Genomic DNA, 22,804 nt, shown 5'->3' with positions numbered 1-22,804 from the left:
TATTGATTATTGATTATTGATTATTGATTATTGATTATTGAAAACTAATAAATCTTAAAATACAACTGCAAAATTCCCTGACATTTGGCAAGAAACAAGAGAAGACATAGCACAGGTTTTGGATATATAGGTTTTGGAAATAACCAAAGTGTATTCAATAGAAAATCTAATAAAGCGTTTTCTTCTTTAAAAGAAAAGCTAGATGATGAAACTCATTATCATTTTCAACTTAATTTTGCACACCATACCTTAACTAAAGCAGAGAAACAACTCATAAAAAATAAGATTAGAAAAGATGAAAAAATAAGACAGCGTAAAACTATTGTGGTGTTCTGTTTTGTTTTTATTGCTATTGTTAGCGTACTCATCTATTTAATAAAAAGCGTTATGTCCCAATTATGAGTCTACTTAAACTTATTCGTTGGAAAAACCTCTTAATGATTGTTCTAATACAATTATTGGTTAAATACGGATTATTAGAACCATTAGGCGCCATTACTAGTTTAGACGCTTTTGGTATTTCTTTTCTGATACTTTCAACCGTTTGTATTGCTGCTGCTGGAAACATTATAAACGACATTTACGACATAGAAACAGATCTAGTAAACAAACCTCAAGACGTTATTATTGGTAAGTCTATTTCAGAAAAAAATGCTTTCACATTATTTATAATCTTTAACGTGGTTGGTGTTGGTTTAGGCTATTACGTTTCCTTTTTAATCGGAAAAACAGCATTTTTCTCCTTGTTCATAGTCATTTCAGCTTTACTATATATTTATGCTAGTTATTTAAAACAAACCTTTTTAATTGGAAATATAGTGGTTTCCATATTAGTAGGCCTAAGTGTTTTAATCGTTCCTATTTTTGATTTACTTCCTGCTATAACCGATCAGAATCAACACCTACAGCTTATATATTTTAAGCAAGTATTTAACTACGCAATGTTTGCCTTTTTAATTAATCTCATTAGAGAAGTAGCAAAAGATATTGAAGATATTGATGGCGACTATAAAGCCCATATGAACACCTTACCTATTGTAATTGGAAGAGAACGAGCAAGTAATGTACTTTTTGCTTTAACGCTGCTGCCCATCCTAATGTTAATTTACTACATTGTTTACGTAATTTACAAATTACCTTTACGTGTTGTCTATTTTCTCTTTTTTGTTTTAGGTCCGCTAATCTATGTTTCTATAAAGGCTTTTAATGCTAAAACAAAAAAACACTTTCGTTATATAAGTAACATGCTTAAATTAGTCATGTTATTAGGAATGCTTTCAATATTACTCTACACTTATGCTTAACGAAAAATTAAAGGATTTTAATATTATTCTAGCTTCGGGCTCTCCCAGAAGACAGGCCTTTTTTAAAGGACTTGGTTTAGAATTTGAAATTAGACTAAAACCAGTAAAGGAAGAATACCCCGACAGACTAAAACATTTTGAAATAAGCAATTATTTGGCGCAGTTAAAAGCTTTACCTTTTAAAGATGAATTAAAAGAAAATGATGTTTTAATTACAAGTGATACCATAGTATGGCATAATGAAAAAGCACTTGGCAAACCAAAAGATGAAGGTGATGCATTTGACATTTTAAAATCACTAAGTAATGCTACTCATGAAGTAATAACCTCTGTATGCTTTACCAATTCCAATTACAATAAAACCCTTCATAATAGTACTAAGGTAACTTTTAAGGCACTAACTGATGATGAAATCTGGTATTACATTAAAACTTGTAAACCTTTTGATAAAGCTGGTGCTTATGGCATTCAAGAATGGATAGGTGAAATTGGAGTAACCAAAATAGAAGGCTCCTATTTTAATGTAATGGGCTTACCTGTACATCTTGTTTACAAAACGTTAAATGATATGGCGAACTCCAAATAACTTTGTAATTTTAAGGTATAATCCTTTAAAAATGAAAACGCTACTAACCATTACCTTAGCTTCTACCCTATTAATAACGAATTGTAAAGACGCTAAAAAAGACAACTTACTTGCGGCCAACGATAATGTTAAAAGTGAAGTTATAAAAGCTCCTCAACAGCTAACACAAGCATTTAAAGACTATTGGTATGCAGGTGAAGCCGAAATATCCTCTTATGAATTGGAACAAGCTAGGTACGGAGAAATCAGAAAAGGAAAAGCGGTTTTAATTTACGTTACTGAAGATTTTTTACCAGATTCTCAGGTAAAAGCAGATAATCAAAATCCATCCAATATCCCGGTCTTAAAGTTAAATGCTACTAAAAATTTTAATACAGGTATTTACCCTTATTCCGTAATGCAAAGTGTATTTTATCCTGTAACTAACAACAAACATGCTATAAAAGTGTCTAGCTCTATGCAAGAGTGGTGTGGCCACGTCTATGCGCAATTAAACAACAGAGATCAATTTGAAATTACATCACATTCCTATTTTGAAGGTGAGGCGGATAAAAGCTTCAACTTGGAAAAGGCAATTCTAGAGAACGAATTGTGGACGCAATTACGAATGAATCCTAAATCATTACCAACAGGAGCACTTGACATTGTTCCTTCTTTTGAATATACAAGAATGAAACACGTTCCTGTTAAAGCATACAAAGCAAAGGCTACCTTAACTTCCAACGCCTATAAACTGGAATATCCAGAATTGGAAAGGACATTATTAATCAACTTTAATGCTAATTTCCCCCATGACATATTAAGTTGGGAAGAAACATTTAAAAGTGGTTATGGTAAAAATTCTAAAACCCTAACTACAAAGGGTACAAAATTAAAAACCATAAAATCACCTTATTGGAGTAAAAATTCGAATAAGTTTGAAACACTAAGAGACACACTAAAACTCAACTAAACTTTGAATTCTTTTTAGCTTATCTTTGCCTAATAACTCTTAATAGTACGCATGTTTTTTGAAACTTATAAAGATGAACTAACGTATAGTGCCATAGTTTTAGGCATTTTATTTTTCATATGGATAATATCCAATATTGTAATTAAAAAGAGAGGTAAAAAACATGGTCTTATAAAGGCACGAATGAATTTAATCAGTAAGTACGTCAGTATTAGTTTGTTGCTTTTAGCTGTCCTTATTGAAGCCTTTGTATTTGGCGTAAATTTTGAAGATATAGCTGTAATATTTTCATCTGTATTTGCCATTTTAGGTATTGCTATGTTTGCAGTTTGGTCGGTACTAAGTAATGTTACTTCGGGCATCATCTTGTTCTTTTCATATCCGTATAAAGTTGGCGACAAAATTAAAATTCATGATAGTGATGTTCCCATGAAAGCTATTATTGAAGATATTGGGGCGTTTCAGTTAAATCTAAGATTAGAAAATGGGGATTTAGTAACCTATCCCAATAACTTAATTCTTCAAAAACCTGTGACTTTAATTGAAAAAGATGCTATTAAGGAAGATCTTTAGTTTTACCTACACATTGCACATATGAAAAACTCATTTGTAATTTTCCTTCTATTTTGCACTCAACTTTTTGGCCAAAAGATTGAATTTGTTAGTGCTAAAAATGGCCTAGTCGTAAGGGATGCTCCTAGTCTTAATTCTAACAGAATAGGCAAGTTAGATTACAAATCAAAAGTTATTATTTTAAGAAAGTCAGGAATTGAATTAAAGATAGAAGATGAAGGGAAAATTATTGCTGGAGAATGGTATGAAATAAAAAATGAAGGCAATAATTTAAAAGGATTTGTGTTTAGCGGATTTCTATCTGAAGAAGCATTCGATAAACAGCAAGAATCTGGTAATTTTTATCTAACAAAAATTGATTCTAAAGCAATTGAAAAACATGAAGCAGCTTTATCGAAGGCAATTCAACCAGAACCCACTTACATATTTTTAAGAAACAAAGCTCATAAAGATTTATCTAAATTTAAAATCTCAGACTTGTTAATGTATGATAATTCTACATTGTTAGTTAATGATTTGTACGGTTTAAAAAACATTAAAAAATTAATAAAAGTCCAATCCACTTATATAGCTTGTTGTTCCAACACCGATGAAAATTATTTTTTAGTTAATGTACATAATGAGCTCATAGAATTACCAATAGTAAATAACATGCATTGTGATGGTCCCGAACCTTTCTATACCTACATTTTTCCTAATGAAAAACATGGAAAGCCCAATAAATTAGTTTATGCAAAAATCACTCCTAATTCAAGAGGAATAGATAATGAAATTACCATTCTAAAAACATTTACTTGGAATGGAACCAAACTTATTGAATAGCAATAAACCTTTTCTATTCTACCACATAATATATACATAGATAGGAAAGGTAAAACATGTAAACCAGTTTCTTTTGTTAGTATTTATTACAAGAGCGTTAAAGAAACATTAAAACCCAATCATTCCCAACAGTACTTTGCTATATTTGGTTTTTAGTTAACCAAAATTACTATGCAAAGACAGATTACTTATTTATTAATTTGTATCCTTTCGGTTGGTGTCTTAAACGCACAAAAACCCAAAACACCTGCATCTGCACAGATATACGAATCCATTCAAAAACTTAATTTTTTGGGTTCTGTGTTATACGTAGCTGCGCATCCAGATGATGAAAACACAAGGTTAATAGCATACATGGCTAATCATGTAAAAGCTAGAACCGCATACTTATCTTTAACCAGAGGAGATGGTGGGCAAAACCTAATTGGTCCAGAAATTAGGGAACTATTAGGTGTTATTAGAACTCAGGAATTATTAGCTGCAAGACGCGTTGATGGTGGTGAACAACTATTCTCAAGAGCAAATGATTTTGGTTACTCCAAACACCCTGAAGAAACACTTTCTATTTGGGACGAAACACAAGTTTTAAGTGATGTTGTTTTGGCTATTAGAAAGTTTAAACCAGATGTTATCATAAACAGATTCGATCATAGAACACCAGGTACAACTCACGGACATCACACAACTTCTGCTATGTTAAGTTATGAAGCTTTTGACCTCTCTGCAGATAAAAATGCGTTTCCAGATATGATAAAAGATACTGGTGTTTGGCAACCAAAACGTTTATTTTTTAACACCAGTTGGTGGTTTTATGGTAGCCGCGAAAAATTTGCTAAAGCCGATAAAAGTAACATGCTACATTTTGATATAGGCGTGTATTATCCTTTAAAAGGGCTATCTAACAACGAAGTAGCTTCCTTAGCTAGTAGCCAGCACCTTTGTCAAGGTTTTGGTAGATTGGCACAACGTGGCTCTCAAGATGAATATGTAGAATTAATTAAGGGTGAAGCCTTACAAGGCAATGATATCTTTGCAGGGGTAGACACCTCATGGAATAGAATTAAAGGTGGAAAAGCCATTGGAGAGATCCTAAATTCCATTGAAAACAACTTCAATTTTATAGATCCGTCAGCACATGTACCACAACTTATAAAAGCTTATAAATTGTTACAAAATGTTGAGGACAAACACTGGAAAGCTTTAAAATCCAAAGAATTAAAAGCTATTATTGAAATGTGTGCAGGTCTTTATTTAGAGGCTTCTTCATCTATACCTTCAATATCGCCTAACAATGATTTAAAAATAAATATTGAAGCCTTAAAAAGAAGTAACGCTAATGTTACTTTACGAAGTGTTACTATTAATCCATTAGGACAATCGCAAACTTCAGATATCAGCTTAGAAAACAATAAAAAACACACGTTTTCTTTTAACACTATTATCCCATCAACTATAAAAACCACAAGTCCATACTGGTTAAATGAAAAAGGGTCTTTAGGAATGTATAAAGTTGAAGACAAAGCTATTATCGGTAATCCTGAAACTAAAAGAGCGCTTCAAGCCAATTTTATTATAGATTTTGATGGCTATGCCATAACTTTTGAAAAAGATGTTGTTCACCGCTATTCTAAACCAGATAAAGGTGAATTATACCGTCCGTTAGAGATTATTCCTGAGGCATCCGCTAAAATCTCTGAAAAAGTTATCATTTTTGATACCGATAAACAACACGACATTACCGTAGTAGTTAAGGCCGGAAAAGACAATTTAGAAGGTCACGTAGAAGTATGTCATCCTGAAGGTTGGAGTGTATATCCGAAACATCAAAAAGTGGCCATAAAACATAAAGGTGAAGAACAATCTTTAGTTTTTACAATTATACCTCCTAAACATCAAAGTGAAGGGTTAATTGGTCCAATTGTTCATATTGGAGACAATAAGTATACCCGTGAGCTAGTCGAAATCACTTATGAACACATTCCGTATCAAACTGTTTTGCTGCCAAGTGAAAGTAAAGTGGTTAGATTAGATATTAAAAAGCGTGGTGAAAACATAGCCTATATTCAAGGAGCTGGAGATGTGGTTCCAGAAAGTCTAGAACAAATTGGCTATAGTGTTAGAGTCATTAAGACCGAAGATATAACAGCAGAATTATTAAGTAATTTTGATGCTGTAGTTGTTGGAATTAGAGCATACAACACCTTAGAAGAACTAGACTTTAAACAACAAACATTATTTGATTTTGTAGCAGATGGAGGTAATATGATTGTACAGTATAATACCTCACATAGATTAAAAACCAAACAATTAGCACCTTATAACCTGGAATTATCCAGAGATAGAGTAACCGATGAAAATGCGGAAGTTCGATTCTTAAAACCAGAACATCCTGTACTAAACTATCCTAATAAAATTACACAAAAAGATTTTGAAGGGTGGACTCAAGAACGAGGTCTGTACTTCCCAAGAAAATGGGGTAAAGAATTCTCTCCGATATTATCCATGAATGATAAAAATGAAAGCGCTAAAAAAGGCAGTTTATTAGTTGCTAAACACGGTAAAGGATACTACATCTATACGGGTTTAAGTTTCTTTAGAGAGTTCCCTGCCGGAGTGTCTGGTGCTTACAGATTGTTTGCCAATATGCTTTCACTAGGAAAAGACGATTTAAACTTAGAAGCCAACATAAAAGACTAGTCATGCAAGACAACAACCAACCCAAACAACCTTGGCTTAAACTTTATTCGCTTGTTTTAATAGCCAATGCCATTTATTTTATAGTGTTTTACCTCATAATGAAAGCTTTTTAGTATGCAACTTAATTGGATAGATTGGACCGTTCTAATCATAACATTATTAACTATTGTTGGATACGGAACTTGGAAAACTAGAGGTAGAAATAGTGCTCAAGATTACATTAAAGGTGGTAATTCTACTAAATGGTGGACGGTAGGTTTATCGGTTATGGCTACTCAAGCCAGTGCCATTACTTTTTTATCTACTACGGGTCAGGCGTTTTCTGATGGGATGGGCTTTGTCCAGTTCTATTTCGGCTTACCTATAGCTATGGTAGTTATATGTATGGTGTTTATTCCTCTGTATCATAAGCTAAAAGTATATACCGCATACGAGTTTTTAGAAAGCCGATTTGATTTAAAAACAAGAACACTAACAGCCATATTATTCTTAATACAACGTGGCTTAGCAGCGGGAATAACCATTTTTGCACCTGCTATTATTCTATCTGTAGTTTTAGGTTGGAATTTAACATACTTAAATATTGCTATAGGTATTCTTGTAATAATATACACAGTTTCTGGTGGTACAAAAGCGGTTACTGTAACGCAAAAGCAGCAAATGTTTGTCATTTTTGCTGGAATGCTAGCAGCCTTATTTATCACCCTAGACCTAATTCCCGATGATGTTTCGTTTACTAAGGCCTTAGACATTGCTGGTTCTAACGGACGCATGGAAATCTTAGATTTTTCATTCGATTTAGAAAATAGATATACCGTTTGGTCTGGTTTAATTGGAGGTACATTTTTAGCTTTGGCCTACTTTGGTACAGACCAAAGCCAAGTACAACGTTATCTCTCTGCTAAATCTGTTAAGGAAATGCAGATGGGACTCATTTTTAATGGTCTTTTAAAAGTACCAATGCAGTTTTTTATTCTATTGGTAGGTATTATGGTTTTCGTTTTTTATCAGTTCAATCCTGCACCGTTAAATTTCATTAATTCATCAACAGAAAGCGTTTTAGCATCACAGTATAGTGAAGAATACCAAAGTCTTCAAAGTAAACAAAATAAACTATTTACCGAAAAACAAGCCGTTTCTAATGCTCTTGTTAAAAGTGATAATGATGATCTAAGACAAGAACTTTATGTATTAGATAGCATTGAAAAAACACATCGTAAAGAAGCCAAATTTATCATTAAAAAAGCTATTGATACAGCATATGCTAATCAATACAACAAACTGTCTTCTGAGTTAAGTTCAATAACAGATAAAACCAGCGAATTATTTAAGGAAAAAGAAAATGAACTAAATACACTGTATGATGATGCTGGCAAAGACAACAAGACTAATGATAGAGATTATATGTTTATAACCTTTATTCTAAAATACCTTCCGAAAGGTCTAATTGGTCTACTACTTGCAGTTATTTTATCTGCGGCTATGTCTTCCACAGCTTCAGAAATAAATGCCTTGGCTACCATTACCTCTATTGATTTATATGGTAGAAACCTTAAAGAAGAAAAGGGAGAAAAGCATATGGTTAATGCTACTAAAGTTTTCACTTTAGTTTGGGGTATCATAGCTATTATCATTGCATGTTTTGCTAATCTAGCTGAAAATCTAATACAGCTTGTTAACATTATAGGATCTATATTTTACGGTAATGTTCTAGGTATATTTTTATTGGCGTTTTTCTTTAAAAATATAAAATCGAATGCTGTGTTTACTGCCGCAATACTTACACAGATCATTGTAATTATAGGTTGGTGGTATGACTGGATGCCTTATTTGTGGTTGAATTTATTTGGATGTATTTTAGTTATGTTATTGGCTAATAGCATTCAACCTTTAAACAAAACAAAAGAAACACAACATGTCTAAAACCATAAACTGGGCTATTATTGGCTTAGGAAGTATTGCTCATAAATTTGCTACAGATTTATTAACTATTGAAGATGCGCAAATATACGCTGTAGGCTCAAGAAATCAGGCTAAAGCCGATAAATTCGCAAACAAATACAATGCTATAAAAGCCTATGATAGTTATGAAACCTTGGTAAAAGATACTAATATAGATGCCGTGTACATTGCTACACCTCATGCATTACACAAAGAAAACACCCTTCTTTGTTTAGAACATGGTATTCCTGTACTATGCGAAAAGCCATTTGCTATGAATATTAGCCAAGTAAATGAAATGATAACAATGGCTAAGGAAAAAAATGTGCTATTAATGGAAGCCCTCTGGACCTACTTCTTGCCACATTATCAATTTGTTTTAGATATTGTTAAACATAAACCTTACGGTAATCTTATAAAGTTGGAAGCCGACTTCGGCTTTTACCGTGCTTTTGACAACACGGCTAGACTTTTTAATAAAGATTTAGGCGGAGGAAGTTTACTAGATATTGGCATCTACCCTATTTTTGCTGCTTTGTCAACACTTGGTAATCCTAAAGATATTATTGCCAATGCTTCTTTTTTTGACAATGGTGCTGATTCTTCATGCCATATGACGTTTATTTACGATGATAGCGTAACAGCATCATTAAAAAGTTCGCTTATTCAGGATACGCCAACCAATGCCACATATTACTTTGAAGACGCTACTGTAAAAATCAACGATTATTTTCATTCACCTTCCACAGTTTCCATAATAAAAGATGGAAAAGAAACCGTTAAAGACTTCAACTACACTACAATCGGCTATAATTATGAAGCCATTCATTTTGGTAATCTTATTAGAAAAGGACAAACCGAAAGTGATATAATGACTTTTGAATTTAGCCAACACTTAATTACCCTATTAGATAAGGTTAGAGGCCTTATAAACCTGCATTACTAAGTATAAAAGACTAAAAAACACGACTTAAAGTAATTTTTATTTGTCTAAATGTAAAGTTTGTTTTACTTTTGAAATATCAATCATTATTTCATCATTTAAAAACGAACAGTTATGAAAACAAATTATCTTCTGTCCAACAAGTATAAAATGCCCGGTTGGACAATCTTATTTCTAGGTTTAATATCTGGAATTTATGTATGGGCTACCGACTACGAATCTGATCTTCTCACAATTAATGTATTAGCTATTTTAGGAGATGATCAAATCTTTGACAGCAGCAAGGCACTTTTTCGAATAATTGAAAACAGTATCATAGATGAACTCGCAGCTCTTGCCATTATTATTGGAGGTCTTTTAGTAGGGTTTTCTAAAGAAAAAATTGAAGATGAGTTTATCTACAAGCTTAGAAAGGATTCTTTAGTTTGGGCCATAATTTTTAACTACGTGGTGCTTATTTTAGCAATTGCTTTTGTTTACCATTTTAGCTTTTTTAATGTGCTCGTGTTTAATATGTTTACGCCACTATTATTTTTTATTTTTAGATTTAACTTTTTAAAACACAAAACCCGAAGTCATGAAGAATAGTATAAAAGTTCAGCGTGCTATTTTTGATATGACACAAGCGGATTTGGCAAAAGCTATTGGTGTTAGCAGACAGACCATTAATGCTATGGAGAAAAACAAGTATGTTCCTTCTACTGTTTTATCACTTAAAATTGCACGTTTGTTTAAAAAGCCTGTAGAAGAAATTTTCTTTTTAGAAGATACAGATTAGGCATATTAACAATCCTTTAAATTAGAAATTAGCTATTTTGGTATTGGATTTAAACATAACTCTATCAAAAGAGCTTAAACAAAAAAAGCGCAACTTACGTTGCGCTTTTTCTAAATAGTCTAAACTTTAACTATTTACTATATTTTATAATGCCCCCCACTCCTTAAGAACTTTCTCGTTCTTAGCAATATAAGGCTGATATTTAGCTTTCTTTGATAATTCTAAAGAAGATTTTGCTGCTGCAATAGCTGCTTTTTTGTTTCCAGCTTTTGCATGAATTAAAGCTTGTTGATGAATAACCCAAAATTTAGGCTTTTCTTTACTCATGTCTACAGCTTTATCAATCCATTTTACAGCTTTATTAATATCTTTACCTGCCTCTAAATAGTATACAGCAGAAGCAAAATAATCATCAGCAGATGGACCACTCATAACATTCTTAATACTTTTGCTCACTTTCTTATCAGTTGGAACAGTAAAAGGAACTGCTACATAAGATTTCTCCCAGATAATTTCTAAAACAGCACTATCGTTTTTAATCTGATTGATATCAATAGCTAAAGTTTCTACATTAAAAGGTACTTCATGAACCTCAACTTTTGCAGTAGCTACAACTTTACTATCGTCCCAATTTTGAGGAGTTCCCCAGTTATTAGAATCAGCATAAAGCATAACATCCCATTGTTTAGCAGAATTTAATTTAGTGTAAAGTCCATAAGTTCCAGCTTTAACATCTTGTCCTGCGAAAGTAACATCATCACTAAATGTTACTGTAGTGTTTTTGTTTGCTCCAGTTCTCCAGATAGTTCCCCAAGGCTCTAAATCACCAAAAATGGTTCTTCCTTTTACTCCTGGTCTAGAGTATTCAATAGTAACATCTGTTAAACCTACGGTTTGAATAAGTTTAGCCGATGGACTTGGTTGCGGTGTTTTAACTTGAGCATTTACTAAAGATACAGTCGCAAATGCCATGAAAAGTAATACTAGCTTTTTCATTTTTTTGATTGTTTAATGAGTTTATGTTTGTATCTCAAAACTAATCATTATAAAACCGCTTATTGTTAATAAAACCTTAAAATACGGTAAGTATATTTGCAGTAATTTTGCAATAACTATTGCTTAACAATTAAGCAATTTACAAGGAATACAAACAGAATATGAAAAAAAAATATATAGCAGAGATAATAGGTACGTTTGCCCTAATATTTTGTGGATGCGGCGCCATGACTGTTAATGAAATTACAAACGGTGCTATTTCTCATGCTGGCGTAGCAGCTACTTGGGGGCTTATTGTAATGGGAATGATTTATGCCTTTGGCGAAATATCCGGTGCACATTTTAATCCCGCTGTTACTATTGGTTTTGCATTTGCTAAAAAATTTGAGTGGAAAGAAGTTCCTAAATACATATCTGCACAATTAGTTGGGGCTATATTAGCCAGTTTTTTATTATGGTTTCTATTTCCCGAAAGTCAGTTTTTAGGAGAAACCACGCCAGCAGAAGGATTTCCTGCATACAAAGCTGCCATATTAGAATTCCTGCTAACATTCTTTTTAATGGTTACTATTATAAATGTTTCTACTGGTAGTAAAGAAATTGGAACTATGGCCGCCATTGCTGTTGGTGGCATTATACTATTAGAAGCTATGTTTGCTGGCCCTATGACTAAAGCGTCTATGAATCCGGCTAGATCTATAGCCCCTGCCCTTTTTACCGGTAACTTTGAGCATTTATGGCTGTATATAGTTGCACCAGTTTTAGGCGCCATAACTGCGGTTTCTACCTGTAAACTTGTTAAAGATGACCAATGTTGTTAGCTCATAATAGCTAAATTCTATCGCACTATTTTTATTTTTGTTTAACTTTTATCAAAATAAGTTAAACATTTTGTATCTTTACCATAAACAAATGCGTTATGGCAAAGAAAAAAAATATAACAAAACACGATATTATTACTTGGTACATGGCCTATGTATTAGAACATGGGCATAATCCAAAAACAGTATTCGCTTTTTCCAAAGAACATAATTTTGAAGAAGCAAAATTCTACGAAAACTTTGCATCCTTCGAGTCGATTGAAAAAGATATTTTCGAAACATTCTTTTCCAATTCTATAGCAGCACTTAATAAAAGTGAAGATTACAAAATCTTTGATGCACGAAATAGGCTGTTAAGTTTTTATTACACATTTTTTGAAAACCTCACTGCTAACAGAAGTTATGTTGTTTTTGTTCTCAACACATATAAAAACAACCTAAAAGGACTAAAAATGCTTGCTGGTTTAAAGCAGCATTTTACAAAATATATAAGTGAACTAGGTATTCAGATGCTAGATATAAAGCAGGCGCAACTAGAAAAGATTCAAGATAATGCCTTAAAAGAATCGGCATGGTTGCAACTTTTAGTAACCATGAAGTTTTGGTTAGAAGACACTTCAGTTTCTTTTGAGAAAACGGACATTTTTATTGAAAAATCTGTTAACACCACTTTTGATGTTTTAGATATTGCTCCAGTAAAAAGTGTCTTAGATTTAGGTAAATTCTTATTTAAAGAAAAATTCCAAATGAACTAAAAAAAATGCCATGAAAACCATTGATAACATACCTACCTCCAAAATTCAAAGAGCATCAAAACTGGTTTCTACAGGAGCCAAAGTTGGTGTCAATTATATAAAATATTATGGAGATAAGCTCTTAAATTCAGATGAAGATGCTAGAGAACGCCTAAACAAAAATAATGCTGCCGATATATATGATGGTTTAAAACAATTAAAAGGTAGCGCACTTAAAGTGGCACAAATGCTTAGTATGGAAAAGAGCATATTGCCGCAGGCATATGTGGAGAAGTTTTCCCTGGCTCAATTTTCCGTTCCGCCGTTATCTCCGCCGCTAGTTATAAAAACATTTAAAAAGTACTTTGGAAAACATCCAGATGACCTATTTGATACTTTCAACGCGACTTCTGTGAATGCAGCCAGCATCGGTCAGGTGCACATTGCAACTAAGAATGGGAAAAAACTTGCTGTGAAAATCCAATATCCAGGAGTCGCAGAAAGTATCGCTTCAGATTTGGCTATGGTAAAACCTATAGCCATGAGCATGTTTAATATAAAAGGCAAAGATTCCGATAAATACTTTAAAGAAGTTGAACATAAACTTGTAGAAGAAACCAATTATATTTTAGAAATGGCGCAGAGCAAGGAGATGTCTAAAGCCTGTTCTCATATTTCTAATCTTAGGTTTCCAAAATACTATGAAGCGCTATCTTCAGAACGTATCATCACCATGGATTACATGGAAGGTGAACACCTTTCAGAATTTACAGCACACAATACAAATACAGAAACAGCAAATAAACTAGGACAAGCCCTGTGGGATTTCTATATGTTTCAAATTCATAATCTCAAAAAAGTACATGCAGATCCTCACCCTGGTAATTTCTTAATCTCTGTAAAAGGAGAATTGATAGCTCTTGATTTTGGGTGTATGAAATCAATTCCTATGGAATTTTATACACCCTATTTTCAATTAGCCAAAAAAGAAAACCTATCAGATCAAAACTATTTTAAACAAAAACTGTTTGAACTTGAGATTTTAAGGGAAGACGATAGTAAAGCAGAAATTGAATTTTTCACAACAATGTTTCATGAGATGCTAAGTTTATTTACCCAACCTTTTCACCAAGAAGAATTTGATTTTTCTAATGCAGATTTCTTTGGAAAAATAGCCGAATTAGGAGAGCGCTATTCTAAAAGTACAGACTTAAAGAAAATGAATGGTAACCGAGGTTCTAAGCATTTTATATACATCAATAGAACCTTCTTAGGACTTTACAACTTGATGTTTGATTTAAAAGCTCGAAACATCAAAATCAATAACTATTTAAGATTGTCTTAATATGAAATACTTCAGCGCATTAGATATACAGCAACTACAGCATATTTATAAAATCAACTTAATAAATAGCTGTTCTGGTTATAAATCGGCTAACCTTATTGGTACAATATCAAATGAAGGTATAGAAAACGTAGCCGTGTTTAGCTCTGTTACGCATATTGGTTCTAGTCCAGCCATGTTAGGCTTCTTCTTAAGACCAACAACTGTTGTTAGAAACACGTATAATAACATAAAAGAAAGTGGTTACTACACCATAAACCATATACATAAAAGCATCACAGAAGATGCCCACCACACTTCAGCGAAATATGATGCTGCTGTATCTGAATTTGATGTTACCAGCTTAGAATCGGAATACAAACAAGGATTTACTTCTCCCTTTGTAAAAGGTGCTCCCGTGCAGCTTGCTATGGAATACGTTGAAGAATATCCTATTAAAGCTAATGGCACCGTATTGATTATTGGAAAAATAATTGGATTATATGTTAATGATAATCTTATTGAAGAAGACGGATTTATAAACCTATCAAAAGCTGAAGTAGCGGCTATTAATGGATTAGACGGTTACGTAATTCCACAAACAAAAACACGCTTTGGGTACCAAAGACCAAAAGCCTTAATTGAAAACGTATGACCATACTTGTAACAGGAGCAACAGGATATATTGGCAAACGCTTGATTCCGATTTTATTGAATCAAGGGCATACTGTTGTTTGTGTTGTAAGAGATAGATTAAGAGCAGACAAAAGCTATGCTGAAGAGAAAAATGTTTACGTTATAGAAGCCGATTTCTTAAAGCCTGAAACGCTTGAAAATATCCCAAAAAAAATAGATGTTGCATACTACCTAATTCATTCGATGTCTAACTCCTCAAAAGACTTTGAAAGTTTAGAAGAACGTTGTGCTATAAACTTCAAAAATTATATTGAAACTACAAGTGTTAAGCAAGTCATTTATTTAAGTGGTATAACCAATGAAGATGTGCTTTCCAAACACTTAAGGTCTAGAAAAAATGTAGAAGATCATTTAAAATCTCAGAAGTATGCGCTCACTATTTTTAAAGCAGGAATTATTGTAGGATCTGGAAGTTCCTCTTTCGAAATTATCAGAGATCTGGTTGAAAAACTACCCTTTATGATAGCCCCAAAATGGTTAAATACGAAAACACAGCCATTAGCGGTTAGAGATGTCTTAACCTTTTTACATCGAGCCGCTGGTAACGAAGCCATTTTTAATAAAACCTATGATGTTTTCGGACCTGAAATTATTACCTACAAAGACATGCTTTTGCAATTTGCTAAGGTAAGAGACTTAAAACGCTACATCTTAACCGTTCCAGTTATGACGCCAAAACTGTCATCTTACTGGTTGTATTTTGTAACCTCAACCTCTTACAAACTGGCTACGTCTTTAGTAGATAGTATGGGGATTCAAATCATAGGAAAACCTAGTAACATAAATAAACTACTTCATGTAAAACCCATAACCTATAGTGAAGCGGTGGCATTAGCCTTTGAAAAAATAGAGCAGAATAGTATTGTTTCTAGCTGGAAAGATTCTATGGTAAGCAGCGGAAGATTAAACAACAGCCTTCATAAGTATGTAAACGTACCAAAGTTTGGTTGTTTTAAGGATAAAAGAGAACGAAGTGTAACTGATACTGCACAAACAATAGATAAAATTTGGAGCATAGGCGGTGAAAACGGATGGTATTACGGCACATTCTTATGGAAAATAAGAGGGTATATAGATAAAGTATTTGGAGGTATAGGTTTACGAAGAGGAAGAACAAATCCCAATGATTTAGATGCTGGTGACGCGTTAGACTTTTGGCGTGTTATTTATGCTAATAAAGCACAACAAAAACTATTACTTTATGCTGAAATGCGTTTACCTGGTGAAGCTTGGTTAGAATTCAAAATTAGAAACAACAAACTTATCCAAACCGCAACGTTTAGACCTCGGGGCCTCTGGGGTAGATTATATTGGTATAGCGTTCTCCCCTTTCACAGTATTATTTTCTCCGGGATGATTAACAAATTAGTTAAAGTTGAAACACAAAAAGCCACACTTACCCCAGAAAACTTGTCCAACCTGTAAACGCCCTTTCTCTTGGCGTAAAAAATGGGAGAAAAACTGGGAATTTGTAAAATATTGTAGTGCAAAATGCAGAAAAAACAAAACAACATCGGTTTAGTTTGGTTTACAACCAATTTACGTGTACAAGACAATCTGGTACTAGCAGAAGCTATTCAGAATAATGAACAAGTCTTAGCGCTATACTGTTTTGATCCAAGACAATTTGAATTAGACGCTTTCGGATTTAAAAAAACAGAAAAATTCAGAGCAAAATTTCTAATTGAAACCATCACTAATTTAAGAGCGAACCTTAAAGCGATAAACATCGAATTACTAGTATTTCATGACAAACCTGAATATGCTATTCCAAAAGTAATTCAGTCGTTTCCTATTGACGCTATCTATTTTCAAAGAGAATGGACACGAGATGAAGAACAAGTATTTAATAATGTCGTAGCTTCTATTCCACAAACTGTTGAAACCCACCCATATTTCGATCAGTTTTTATACCATCCAGAAGATATCGGTATGTCCTTAACCCATATTCCCAATGTATTTACAAACTTTAGAAAAAACGTTGAAAAGTATAGTTCTGTAAGACCCTCAATAATTACCAAAGCAGTAGAAAACAACATAACAATTGAAAACAATACAACTATCCCTTCTTTAGATGATTTGGGGTTTTATGAATTTGAAACACATCGAAATTCAGCATTTCCTTTTAAAGGTGGAGAATCCGCTGCCTTAGAGCGTCTAAATCATTATTTCTTTGAAACAAAACAACTGGGATTTTATAAAAAGACAAGAAACGGCTTATTAGGAACAGATTATAGCTCTAAACTATCTTCTTGGTTGGCTAATGGTAGTATTTCAGCTAGAACCATTTATTGGGAAATAAAACGTTTTGAAGAAACGCATTATAAAAATCAATCCACCTATTGGCTAATCTTTGAACTTATTTGGAGAGACTATTTTAAATACATTGCTCTAAAATATGGAAACGATATCTTTAAACTTAGAGGTATCCTAAACACCAGCTATAAATGGCGAAATGACAGCTTTGAAATTAAAAAGTGGCTTAATGGCGAAACCCAATCTACCTTTGTTAATGCCAACATGATTGAACTAAAAGAAACAGGTTGGATGAGTAATCGTGGTAGACAAAATGTAGCGTCCTATTTTGCAAAAGACCTTGGTTTAGATTGGAGAATTGGAGCTGCTTATTTTGAATCTTTACTAATTGATTATGATGTTCATAGCAACTATGGCAATTGGATGTATGTTTCGGGCGTTGGCAACGATCAAAGGAATAGAACCTTTAATGTGAATTTGCAGGCAGATCGTTATGACGCTAATGGTAAATATCAAAATCAATGGTTACAAGCTACCTTATTCTAAACTATGCATACCCCAAACGTACATATAATATTTCCTCATCAACTTTTTAAAACAACAACAGTTTTAAAAGAAATAGATACCATATATCTCGTTGAAGAGTACCTGTTTTTTAAACAATATAAATTTCATAAACAGAAAATTGCCTTCCATAGGGCCAGTATGAAGGCTTACTGCGATTACTTAGAATCCATAGGAAAAACAGTGACTTATGTTGAAGCTATTAGCGAGGATTCAGATATCCGAAAACTACTGCCTAAACTTTTAAAACGTGGTACAAAAACCATTCATATCATTGACCCTACCGATAACTGGTTGGAAAAGCATATTAAGAGCTCAACGTCTGGAATGAAGATAAAATGGTATGAGAATCCTCTATTTATAAATACCAAAGGCGACTTATCTAAATTCTTTAAACCCACAAAACAGAAGTTCTTTCAAACATCGTTTTACAAAGAGCAACGTAAAAAGAGGGCAGTTTTAATGGATGGCGCACAACCAGAAGGCGGCAAATGGACATATGATACCGATAACCGAAAGAAATATCCAAAGGAAAAAATCCCTCCTAATATTCAATTTCCAAAAACAACAAGCTATCATAAAGAAGCTGAAATTTATGTTGAACAAAACTTCAGGGATTATTACGGAGAACTGAATGACTTCGTAGTATATCCGATTGAGTTTAATTCGGCAGAAAGTTGGTTTAATCAGTTTTTAGAAATACGATTTTTCGAATTTGGAATCTATGAAGATGCCATTGTTAAAGAAGCCCATTTTTTAAACCATAGTTTACTTTCTCCTTTAATTAATGTAGGCTTACTAAATCCATTAGACGTTATTACAAAAGCGATTACCTACGCCAAAGAAAATGCTATTCCTATTAATTCCACTGAAGGTTTTGTGCGACAAATTTTAGGGTGGCGCGAATTTATTAGAGGCGTTTACGAATGTAAAGGCACAGAAGAACGCACCAGAAATTTTTGGCAATTTTCCAGAAAAATCCCAAAGTCCTTTTATACAGGAACTACTGGTATATTGCCTATAGATGACACCATTAAAAAAGTTCTAAAAACAGGTTATGCGCATCATATAGAGCGTCTTATGATCTTAGGAAATTTTATGGTGTTATGCGAATTTCACCCAGATGATGTCTACCAATGGTTCATGGAATTGTTTATAGACAGCTACGATTGGGTTATGGTGCCAAACGTTTATGGCATGATTTTATATGCCGATGGCGGATTAATGTCTACCAAACCTTATATAAGCAGTAGCAATTACATCATGAAAATGAGTAATTATCCTAAAGGTGATTGGCAACATACCTGGGACGGTTTATTCTGGACGTTTATGGACAAACACAGAAACTTCTTCTTAAGCAACCCTCGTTTAGGTATGCTTATAAGAACTTTTGATAAAATGGATACTGCCGCAAAAAGCAAACACTTTAAATATGCTGAACAGTTTTTAAACACCTTAAATCATGAATAAAAAAGCCCCTATAAATATTGTTTGGTTAAAACGTGATTTACGCCTTCATGATAACGAAGCCGTTTTTAATGCGCTCAAGACCGGTACAAAAGTGCTAATACTGTATTGCTTTGAACCGATGTTATTAAATGATGTACACTACAGTGAGAGACATTGGAATTTTATCAAAGAATCCATTAGAGATTTAAATACAGAGCTTAGTAAGTATAACTCAAAAGTCCTTGCTGTACAAACGGATATTATTGCAGCTGTAAACCAAATACAAACGCTGTATAACGTAGCAGGTATTTATTCACATCAAGAAACAGGTTTATTAGTAACCTATAACAGAGACAAAACCTTTAAACGCTATTGCAAAAACAACCTAATTACTTGGTATGAAAACATTAATAATGGTGTTATTAGAGGTTTAAAGAATCGGGATAATTGGAGTAATTTTGTAGACGCTTATTACGGCATAGAACCTTTAGTGTTTTCTCCCAATGTATCACAACTACTTTCAACAAACAATATTGAGGACTTAGAAAAAAGACTAAAAACACCAAGTTTAATTACACCTAAAGACACGTTATTTCAAAAAGGAGGACGATCTGTTGGTTTAAGGTATTTAGACTCTTTTTTTGAAAACCGCTACAAAGACTATATGTTTCATATTTCTAAACCAGAATTAGCAAGAACCAGCTGCAGTAGAATTTCACCTTATATCGCCTGGGGCAACTTGTCGGTTAGAGAAGTGTATCATAAAGCTTATAACTTCAAAAAAGAATCAAAACACAAAAAAGCTTTAGAAGGCTTTATGGCTAGACTTAGATGGCAAACACATTTTATTCAAAAGTTTGAAATGGAACACACCATGGAAGAAGCCAGTGTTAACAAAGGCTTTCATAAACTAAAAAAGCGAGTGTCGGACATATACCAAACCGCTTGGAAAACGGGACAAACTGGTTATCCTTTGGTAGACGCCTGTATGCGTTGTTTAAATGAAACAGGGTACCTTAACTTTAGAATGCGCGCTTTAGTAGTCTCATTTTTCACGCATAACCTATGGCAACCTTGGCAAGCAGCAACACAGCACCTTTCTCAAATGTTTCTGGATTTTGAACCAGGCATCCATTTTCCGCAATTGCAAATGCAAGCTGGAGAAACTGGCATTAATATGCTACGCATTTATAATCCTGTAAAAAATAGTATAGAACACGATCCTGAAGCATCCTTTATAAAAAAATGGGTACCAGAGCTTAAAGACCTAGACACTCCTTTTGCTCACCAACCTTATTTAATGACAGAGTTAGAGCAACAATTCTACAATATCTCTCTAGGCAAAGATTATCCTATGCCTATTGTAGACTTGGAAACAACCCGTAAAAAAGCCAGTGATGTTTTATGGAACCTAAGAAAAGATAAAACTGTTCTAGAGGAAAGCAAACGAATTCTACATAAACACACCCTAAGAAAACGATTTAAATCAATTTAAACAACTGATTTTCAATTATATAAATCCACTATAAATATTTTCAATAGTGCAATATTATTTTTTGTTTAATCTTTTTTATAAAAACTTAAACATTTTGTATATTTGAGATATAAACATCAAACAATGATACTCGATACCACATACTACAACAAAGAGCATAATAGATTGCTGCGAGATATGGTAGGCACATCATTTTCTCTTTTAGAGGCTTTTAAATTAAAGGGTGTAGGATCTAAACGTATGATTATTGAAGACGTAAGTCCAAACCTCCAACAGTATATAAGTACAAAATCTGGCATAGATTATGCTAATATAGAATTAAGGCGGGAAGGTATTCTACTATTTATTAATAAAGGCTTACAAAATTTCACTTGGGCAATTCCATATTACCATTTGGTTGTGTTTAAAACAAACAGCACAAGTATACATGCCCAAGGAAAATTTATTCGATTTAAAAACAATACCATGTTGAAAGAGAACCGTAAGTTCTTTAGAAAAATGATAGAAGAAAAAGTTAGGTATGAGGACCAATATAACTTTCAACCTACATGATACTATCTGTTGAAGCAATTGATAGAATTATTGAAATGGCTTGGGAAGACCGCACCACTTTTGAGGCCATTACATTTCAATTCGGACTTAAAGAACAGCAAGTTATTGAATTGATGCGAAAAGAAATGAAACCCAGTAGTTTTAAAATGTGGCGCAAGCGTGTACAAGGCAGGTGCACCAAACATGAAAAACTTAGAGGGTTTGAAAAAGGAAGATTTAAATGTACTAGACAAAGACAAATAACACATAATAAAATCTCAAAACGTTAACGTGCTTTGATTCATAAAAGCAATGGATACAGCACATAAAAAAGATCATATGCAAATAGAAAAAGAAAAACAGCAAATTAACGGACATCATTTAAACGGCTTTTCAATTGAAGATATTGGAGACGATCATCTTTTCACAGGACTGGAAACTCCAATGCGAGAAGACGCATTTAAACTAAGTGATTCCGAAAAAAAGGAACGTATTGCCATTTTGTTTGAAGAAATCATGCAAGTTATGGGTTTAGACTTAACAGACGACTCATTAAAAGGCACTCCAGAACGTGTGGCAAAGATGTACATAGATGAGATATTTTCTGGTTTAAACCCAAAGAATAAACCAAAAGTAGCATTGTTTGATAATAAATATCAATACAATCAAATGCTCATTGAAAAGAACATTACGTTTTATTCCAATTGTGAACACCATTTTGTTCCCATTATAGGAAAAGCACACGTAGCTTACATCTCTTCAGGTATGGTTATTGGTTTATCAAAGCTCAACAGAATTGTGCAATACTATGCTAAACGTCCGCAAGTACAAGAACGTTTAACAAATCAGATTGCCAATGAGCTTAAAACAATTCTAGATACCGAGGATGTAGCTGTAATTATAGAAGCAAAACATTTATGCGTATCATCACGAGGTGTAAAAGATGATACCTCAGAGACCATTACCGCCTATTATGGCGGAAGTTTTAATACTTCAGAAAAAATAACAGAATTACAGAATTATCTAAAAAGCTAAGATTATGGAATTAGAATTAATAAACAGAGCATTAGAGTTTGAACAAAGAAAAATGCGCGGGCTATCTACAAGCGACCGTGTAAAAATCTCTAGAGAAGCCAAGGCTTTAATTTTAGATTTAAATCAAATATATAAGGTTAAAAAAGACGAGAAAATAATGGACATTATGAAGCGTTTAACGGCCATTAAAAGAAAAGTTGAAAAGCGTTTAAAGGCTAAGTTAACTATTTAGTATCTATAAACTAAACAGTTAAAATGTCACTTCGAGTGTTTTTCGACTTTAGAGAGAAAAATGTATCGAGAAGTC

At 33.2% G+C, this 22,804-nt stretch carries 25 protein-coding genes; 24 read left to right on the top strand and 1 reads right to left on the bottom strand.

Translation table 11 applies throughout. The annotated features are described in order from the left end of the window. Positions 1-84 precede the first annotated feature (84 nt). From FUA24_RS08705 to FUA24_RS08655, 11 genes are all read left to right on the top strand, one after another. Positions 85-402: a hypothetical protein gene (locus FUA24_RS08705; RefSeq protein ID WP_148541414.1), complete on the top strand. Its 318-nt coding sequence runs from the start codon at positions 85-87 to the stop codon at positions 400-402. Next, the gene (locus tag FUA24_RS08700) at positions 399-1,304 is read left to right on the top strand and encodes a geranylgeranylglycerol-phosphate geranylgeranyltransferase (protein ID WP_148541413.1); all 906 of its coding nucleotides are present in this window, start codon (positions 399-401) and stop codon (positions 1,302-1,304) included. Before FUA24_RS08705 ends, FUA24_RS08700 begins: the two co-directional genes overlap by 4 nt. Next, positions 1,297-1,890 carry a Maf-like protein gene (locus tag FUA24_RS08695; protein ID WP_148541411.1) on the top strand — a complete coding sequence of 198 codons (594 nt, stop codon included), beginning with the start codon at positions 1,297-1,299 and terminating at the stop codon, positions 1,888-1,890. Before FUA24_RS08700 ends, FUA24_RS08695 begins: the two co-directional genes overlap by 8 nt. A gap of 31 nt (positions 1,891-1,921) precedes the next feature. Next, positions 1,922-2,842: a septum formation inhibitor Maf gene (locus tag FUA24_RS08690; protein WP_148541409.1), complete on the top strand. Its 921-nt coding sequence runs from the start codon at positions 1,922-1,924 to the stop codon at positions 2,840-2,842. 51 nt (positions 2,843-2,893) lie between these two features. Further along, positions 2,894-3,415: a mechanosensitive ion channel domain-containing protein gene (locus FUA24_RS08685; RefSeq protein WP_148541407.1), complete on the top strand. Its 522-nt coding sequence runs from the start codon at positions 2,894-2,896 to the stop codon at positions 3,413-3,415. Positions 3,416-3,436: 21 nt separating this feature from the next. Next, on the top strand, positions 3,437-4,237 hold the full coding sequence (locus FUA24_RS08680) for an SH3 domain-containing protein (RefSeq protein WP_148541405.1): 801 nt from the start codon (positions 3,437-3,439) through the stop codon (positions 4,235-4,237). Between the two features lie 171 nt (positions 4,238-4,408). Then, the gene (locus FUA24_RS08675; RefSeq protein ID WP_148541403.1) at positions 4,409-6,934 is read left to right on the top strand and encodes a PIG-L family deacetylase; all 2,526 of its coding nucleotides are present in this window, start codon (positions 4,409-4,411) and stop codon (positions 6,932-6,934) included. Positions 6,935-7,048: 114 nt separating this feature from the next. Beyond that, entirely contained in the window at positions 7,049-8,857 is a 1,809-nt protein-coding gene (locus tag FUA24_RS08670; protein ID WP_148541401.1) for a sodium:solute symporter, read from the top strand. After that, the gene (locus FUA24_RS08665) at positions 8,850-9,821 is read left to right on the top strand and encodes a Gfo/Idh/MocA family protein (RefSeq protein WP_148541399.1); all 972 of its coding nucleotides are present in this window, start codon (positions 8,850-8,852) and stop codon (positions 9,819-9,821) included. Before FUA24_RS08670 ends, FUA24_RS08665 begins: the two co-directional genes overlap by 8 nt. Before the next feature lie 111 nt (positions 9,822-9,932). Further along, entirely contained in the window at positions 9,933-10,406 is a 474-nt protein-coding gene (locus FUA24_RS08660) for a hypothetical protein (RefSeq protein WP_148541397.1), read from the top strand. Continuing rightward, positions 10,396-10,596, top strand: a complete 201-nt coding sequence (locus tag FUA24_RS08655; RefSeq protein WP_148541395.1) for a helix-turn-helix transcriptional regulator — start codon at positions 10,396-10,398, stop codon at positions 10,594-10,596. The genes FUA24_RS08660 and FUA24_RS08655 overlap by 11 nt, the downstream gene beginning before the upstream one ends. 144 nt (positions 10,597-10,740) lie before the next feature. On the opposite strand, the gene FUA24_RS08650 is transcribed toward FUA24_RS08655, so the two are convergent. Next, positions 10,741-11,592 carry a DUF2911 domain-containing protein gene (locus FUA24_RS08650; protein ID WP_148541393.1) on the bottom strand — a complete coding sequence of 284 codons (852 nt, stop codon included), beginning with the start codon at positions 11,590-11,592 and terminating at the stop codon, positions 10,741-10,743. Between the two features lie 161 nt (positions 11,593-11,753). On the opposite strand from FUA24_RS08650, the gene FUA24_RS08645 reads away from it, so the two are divergent. From FUA24_RS08645 to FUA24_RS08585, 13 genes are all read left to right on the top strand, one after another. Next, on the top strand, positions 11,754-12,413 hold the full coding sequence (locus FUA24_RS08645) for an MIP/aquaporin family protein (protein ID WP_148541391.1): 660 nt from the start codon (positions 11,754-11,756) through the stop codon (positions 12,411-12,413). Between the two features lie 98 nt (positions 12,414-12,511). Next, positions 12,512-13,168, top strand: coding sequence for a TetR family transcriptional regulator C-terminal domain-containing protein (locus FUA24_RS08640; RefSeq protein ID WP_148541389.1), 657 nt, complete (start codon positions 12,512-12,514; stop codon positions 13,166-13,168). Between the two features lie 10 nt (positions 13,169-13,178). Next, entirely contained in the window at positions 13,179-14,492 is a 1,314-nt protein-coding gene (locus FUA24_RS08635; protein ID WP_148541387.1) for an ABC1 kinase family protein, read from the top strand. A 1-nt stretch (position 14,493) separates the two neighbouring features. Next, positions 14,494-15,126: a flavin reductase family protein gene (locus FUA24_RS08630; protein WP_148541385.1), complete on the top strand. Its 633-nt coding sequence runs from the start codon at positions 14,494-14,496 to the stop codon at positions 15,124-15,126. After that, positions 15,123-16,592 carry an SDR family oxidoreductase gene (locus FUA24_RS08625; RefSeq protein ID WP_148541382.1) on the top strand — a complete coding sequence of 490 codons (1,470 nt, stop codon included), beginning with the start codon at positions 15,123-15,125 and terminating at the stop codon, positions 16,590-16,592. Before FUA24_RS08630 ends, FUA24_RS08625 begins: the two co-directional genes overlap by 4 nt. Beyond that, entirely contained in the window at positions 16,543-16,689 is a 147-nt protein-coding gene (locus FUA24_RS08620; RefSeq protein WP_148541380.1) for a DUF2256 domain-containing protein, read from the top strand. The genes FUA24_RS08625 and FUA24_RS08620 overlap by 50 nt, the downstream gene beginning before the upstream one ends. Then, positions 16,659-17,969 (top strand): DASH family cryptochrome, encoded by a 1,311-nt coding sequence (locus FUA24_RS08615; RefSeq protein ID WP_148541378.1) that lies wholly within the window; start codon positions 16,659-16,661, stop codon positions 17,967-17,969. The genes FUA24_RS08620 and FUA24_RS08615 overlap by 31 nt, the downstream gene beginning before the upstream one ends. Positions 17,970-17,972: 3 nt before the next feature. Next, complete coding sequence (locus tag FUA24_RS08610) at positions 17,973-19,457, top strand: cryptochrome/photolyase family protein (RefSeq protein WP_148541377.1); 1,485 nt, start codon at positions 17,973-17,975, stop codon at positions 19,455-19,457. Then, a complete protein-coding gene (locus FUA24_RS08605) occupies positions 19,450-20,931 on the top strand; it encodes a cryptochrome/deoxyribodipyrimidine photo-lyase family protein (protein ID WP_148541375.1) in 1,482 nt (493 codons plus the stop codon). Before FUA24_RS08610 ends, FUA24_RS08605 begins: the two co-directional genes overlap by 8 nt. A 123-nt stretch (positions 20,932-21,054) precedes the next feature. Further along, a complete protein-coding gene (locus FUA24_RS08600; protein WP_148541373.1) occupies positions 21,055-21,483 on the top strand; it encodes a hypothetical protein in 429 nt (142 codons plus the stop codon). Further along, a complete protein-coding gene (locus FUA24_RS08595) occupies positions 21,480-21,752 on the top strand; it encodes a TIGR03643 family protein (RefSeq protein ID WP_148541371.1) in 273 nt (90 codons plus the stop codon). Before FUA24_RS08600 ends, FUA24_RS08595 begins: the two co-directional genes overlap by 4 nt. 49 nt (positions 21,753-21,801) lie before the next feature. Further along, positions 21,802-22,497, top strand: a complete 696-nt coding sequence (gene folE / locus FUA24_RS08590) for a GTP cyclohydrolase I FolE (protein ID WP_148542151.1) — start codon at positions 21,802-21,804, stop codon at positions 22,495-22,497. 4 nt (positions 22,498-22,501) lie between these two features. Then, positions 22,502-22,729 carry a hypothetical protein gene (locus FUA24_RS08585; RefSeq protein WP_148541369.1) on the top strand — a complete coding sequence of 76 codons (228 nt, stop codon included), beginning with the start codon at positions 22,502-22,504 and terminating at the stop codon, positions 22,727-22,729. Positions 22,730-22,804: the final 75 nt, after the last annotated feature.

The sequence above is a fragment of the Seonamhaeicola marinus genome (assembly GCF_008085455.1).
The sequence above is the reverse complement of the archived record's forward strand: the minus strand, read 5'-3'. Positions and strand labels throughout refer to the sequence as shown.